The sequence below is a fragment of the Nocardioides stalactiti genome, assembly GCF_014180715.1.
GTDB lineage: Bacteria > Actinomycetota > Actinomycetes > Propionibacteriales > Nocardioidaceae > Nocardioides > Nocardioides stalactiti.
The window spans coordinates 1-3816 of record NZ_JACEFC010000202.1 but is presented as its reverse complement, the minus strand read 5'-3'; the positions used below and the strand labels follow the sequence as shown (position 1 = coordinate 3816).

4 protein-coding genes and 2 pseudogenes are annotated in these 3816 nt (G+C 74.7%); 5 read left to right on the top strand and 1 reads right to left on the bottom strand.

Annotation, left to right across the window (positions count from 1 at the left end; genetic code table 11):
• Positions 1–39: 39 nt before the first annotated feature.
• A pseudogene (locus H0487_RS24525) lies at positions 40–489 on the top strand (pyridine nucleotide-disulfide oxidoreductase); the annotation flags it as partial.
• Positions 490–586: 97 nt separating this feature from the next.
• Positions 587–1162 (top strand): FAD-dependent oxidoreductase, encoded by a 576-nt coding sequence (locus H0487_RS23695; RefSeq protein WP_312856059.1) that lies wholly within the window; start codon positions 587–589, stop codon positions 1160–1162.
• A 12-nt stretch (positions 1163–1174) separates the two neighbouring features.
• Here H0487_RS23695 and H0487_RS24075 read toward each other — a convergent pair whose 3' ends face one another.
• Positions 1175–1321, bottom strand: a complete 147-nt coding sequence (locus tag H0487_RS24075) for a GPGG-motif small membrane protein (protein ID WP_183096363.1) — start codon at positions 1319–1321, stop codon at positions 1175–1177.
• A gap of 113 nt (positions 1322–1434) precedes the next feature.
• Between H0487_RS24075 and H0487_RS22090 the strand changes: the two genes are divergently transcribed.
• From H0487_RS22090 to H0487_RS22080, 3 genes and pseudogenes are all read left to right on the top strand, one after another.
• Positions 1435–2049, top strand: coding sequence for a DUF4126 domain-containing protein (locus tag H0487_RS22090; RefSeq protein WP_183096362.1), 615 nt, complete (start codon positions 1435–1437; stop codon positions 2047–2049).
• A 44-nt stretch (positions 2050–2093) separates the two neighbouring features.
• Positions 2094–3569 (top strand): FGGY family carbohydrate kinase, encoded by a 1476-nt coding sequence (locus H0487_RS24405; protein WP_312856058.1) that lies wholly within the window; start codon positions 2094–2096, stop codon positions 3567–3569.
• A 23-nt stretch (positions 3570–3592) separates the two neighbouring features.
• Positions 3593–3816 (top strand): annotated as a pseudogene (locus H0487_RS22080) (xylose isomerase); the annotation flags it as partial.

Genomic DNA, 3816 nt, shown 5'->3' with positions numbered 1-3816 from the left:
CGGCCGCGCGTCGTCGTCGCCGGGCCCGGCGACAGCGGCCTGCTGACCGCGATCCACCTCGCTCGGCACGTCGACGTCGTCGGCATCTCCTCCAAGCCCGGTCTGGTGAGCGGGCAGGAGCTCGGCCTGCGGCTCGCGCGCCCCGCGGAGTGGGCCCAGGACTACTGGATCCCGTTCGGAAGCTACCGCCGGCTCGACGGCGCGCGCACCGTCCACGGGACCCTGGCCGGCGTCGACCTCGACGCCCGCGTCGTCGACGTGGCCCTGCCCGACGGCACCACCCGGCAGGAGCCGTACGACGTGCTCGTGCTCGCCACCGGCGTGACCAACGGCTTCTGGCGGCAGCCCCACCTCCAGACCGCCGGTGAGATCGACGCGGACCTCGACGAGGCGAACGCGCGGCTCGCTGCCGCCGGCTCGGTCGTCGTGGTCGGCGGCGGTGCGGCCGCGGTCAGCAGCGCGCTCAACATCGCCCGCCGCTGGCCGGACAAGCAGGTCGACCTCTGCTTCCCGGGCGACCGCGCTCTGCCGCAGCACCACCCGAAGGTGTGGCGCCGGGTCGNCTCTGCCGCAGCACCACCCGAAGGTGTGGCGCCGGGCCGGCGCCGACCTCGAGGCGGCCGGCGTGCGGCTCCGCCCGGGCCACCGCGCGCTCCTCCCGGACGGCGTGGCCCCCGAGGCGATCACCGAGGGCCCGGTGGCGTGGATGACCGGACAGGAGCCGACCGCCGCCGAGGCGGTGCTGTGGGCCGTCGGCAAGGTGCGGCCCAACACGTCGTGGCTGCCCGCCGACGTGCTCGACGAGGACGGCTTCGTGCGGGTGGAGCCGACGCTCCAGGTCCCGGGACGCCCGGAGGTGTTCGCGATCGGCGACGTCGCGGCGACCGATCCGCTGCGGTCCTCGGCGCGCAACCGGGCCGACAAGATGCTGGCCCGCAACATCCGGGCCCACCTCCGCGGACGCCGTCTCGCGTCGTACACCCCGCCGCGGTCGCGCTGGGGGTCGGTGGTCGGTCCGCAGGACGGCCGCCTGGAGGTCTTCGCGCCGACGGGGCAGCCGTTCACGATCCCGGCGTGGCCGCGGCTGCAGCCCTGGATCGTGCGACGCGGGATCTATCGCGGCGTACGCGACAGATCCCGCGCGGCACGGGTCCCTCGTTGATCGGCTGAGGGATCAGGTGAACAGGCTGACGCCGCCGGGCCCGACCAGGCAGCCGATGACGATCAGCGCGATGCCCCAGAGCACCTCGCCGCGGAACAGGCCCGCGATGCCTGCGACCACGAGGATGACGGCGATGATCCAAAGGATGAATGCGAACACGGGTGCCCCTCCTGACTCTGCCTGACCGTTCGGCCAGATGGAGGGGAGATACCCGGAGAGGTGCGGGTTCAGACGTCCCCACCGCGCGCCTGGGATCGGGCTAGCCTTCGGCCGTGGAGTCTCTCGCGCTCGCGTTCTCGAGCGGCTGGGCCAGCGGCGTCAACGCCTACCTGGTCGTGCTGGTGCTCGGCATCGCCGACCGGGTCGGCGGCTTCGAGCAGATCCCGGACGACCTGGGCCGGTGGGAGGTCCTCGGCGTCGCGGCCGTCATGTACGCGTTCGAGTTCGTCGCCGACAAGGTGCCGTACGTCGACTCGGCGTGGGACGTGGTCTCGACGGTCATCCGGCCGTTCGTGGGCGGCGCGATCGGCGTCCTGCTCGCGGGGGACTCGGCGAGCATGAACGAGCTCGTCGGCGGGGTCGTGGGCGCCAGCAGCGCGCTCGGGTCGCACTCGGTCAAGGCGGGCACCCGGCTGGCGATCAACAGCGTCCCCGAGCCGTTCAGCAACATCACGGTGAGCGCGACCGAGGACGTGGTCGTCCTCCTCGTCATCTGGTTCGCGATCGAGCACCCCTACCTCGCCGCCGGCATCGCGGCGACGTTCCTGGTCGTCGGGCTGGTCGTCCTGTGGTTCGCGATCCGGTTGATCCGGCGCGGCTGGCGACGGTTCCAGGGGTGGCGGCAGCGCCGCAAGGAGCGCCGATCGACCCGGGCGCCCTTGACTTAGTTCAAGTGTCGTACTAAATAAGAGGGGTGCCTCTCGTCCTCGGCGTGGACTCCTCCACGCAGTCCACGAAGGCCGTCCTCGTCGACGCCGACGACGGCACGGTCGTCGCCCAGCGCAGCGCCCCGCACCCGCCGGGCACCGAGGTCGACCCCGGCGCCTGGCTGGACGCCGTGGACGCCGCCACCGCGGGGCTGCTCGACCAGGCGGCGGCGGTCGCGGTCGCCGGCCAGCAGCACGGCCTGGTCGCCCTCGACGGGGCTCGCCGGCCGGTCCGCGACGCGTTGCTGTGGAACGACACCCGGTCCGCACCCCAGGCCGCTGCCCTCGTCGAGGAGATGGGGGGACCGCAGGCGTGCGCCGATGCGATCGGAAGCGTTCTGGTCGCCTCGTTCACCAGCACCAAGCTGCGTTGGCTGCGCGACCACGAGCCCGCCAGCGCCGAGCGGGTCGCCGAGGTGCTGCTGCCCCACGACTACGTCTCGCTCCACCTCGCCGCGCCCGGCACCGCGCCCTTCACCGACCGCGGTGACGCCTCCGGGACCGGCTACCTCGACGCCCGCAGCGGTGCCTGGCGCACCGACCTGCTCGTCGCCGCGCTCGGCCACGAGGCTCGGCTGCCGACGGTCGTCGCCCCCGGCTCCGCCGCCGGTGCGACCCGCTCGGGGGCGCTGCTCGCCGGCGGGACCGGCGACAACATGGGGGCCGCGCTCGGCCACGAGGCTCGGCTGCCGACGGTCGTCGCCCCCGGCTCCGCCGCCGGTGCGACCCGCTCGGGGGCGCTGCTCGCCGGCGGGACCGGCGACAACATGGGGGCCGCGCTCGGCCTGGACCTGACGCCGGCCGACGTGCTGGTGTCGATCGGGACGTCCGGGGTCGCCTCGACGATCGCCGCTCATCCGGTCGCCGACGGCACCGGCACCGTCACCGGGTTCGCCGACGCGCGCGGTGCCTACCTGCCGATGGTCACCACCATGAACGCGGCCGGGATCCTCGACCTCCAGGCCCGGTGGCTCGGCGTCGACCACGACGGCCTCGCCGCGCTGGCGCTCGAGTCGCCCTCGGGCGCGGGCGGGGTGACCCTGTCGCCGTACTACGGCGGCGAGCGGACCCCGAACCGGCCGGACGCCGTCGGCACCTGGACCGGGCTCACCCCGGCGACCACGCGCGCCGACCTCGCCCGCGCGTCGTACGAAGCACTGCTCTGCTCCCTCGCCGACGCCGTCGACGCCCTGGTGAGGAGGACCGGCGTCCAGCCCGCGCGGGTGCTGCTCGTCGGCGGTGCCGCGCGCAGCGCCGCGGTCCAGGCGCTCGCGCCGGGGATCCTCGGCCGCGACGTGGTGCTCCCGGCCCCCGGTGAGTACGTCGCCCGCGGCGCCGCCCGCCAGGCCGCCTGGGCGCTGTCCGGGGCGGCCGAGCCGCCCGCCTGGCCGGTGCCGACCGTCGGCACCCTGGCCGCACCGCCCGAACCCGAGGTGCGGGCGCGCTACGCCGCGCTGCGCGACCTGCTCGACCCCCGATGAACCGCGACGAGAAGAGGAACCCGATGAACCGCCCCGCACCGACCCCCGAGGACATGTTCTCCTTCGGCCTGTGGACCGTCGGCTGGCAGGCCCGCGACCCCTTCGGCGACGCGACGCGACCGCCGATGGACCCGGTCCATGCCCTCGAGCAGCTGGCCTCGCTCGGCGCCTACGGCGTGAACTTCCACGACGACGACCTGATCCCGTTCGGCGCAGACGACGCGACCCGTGACGCCATCATCGAGCG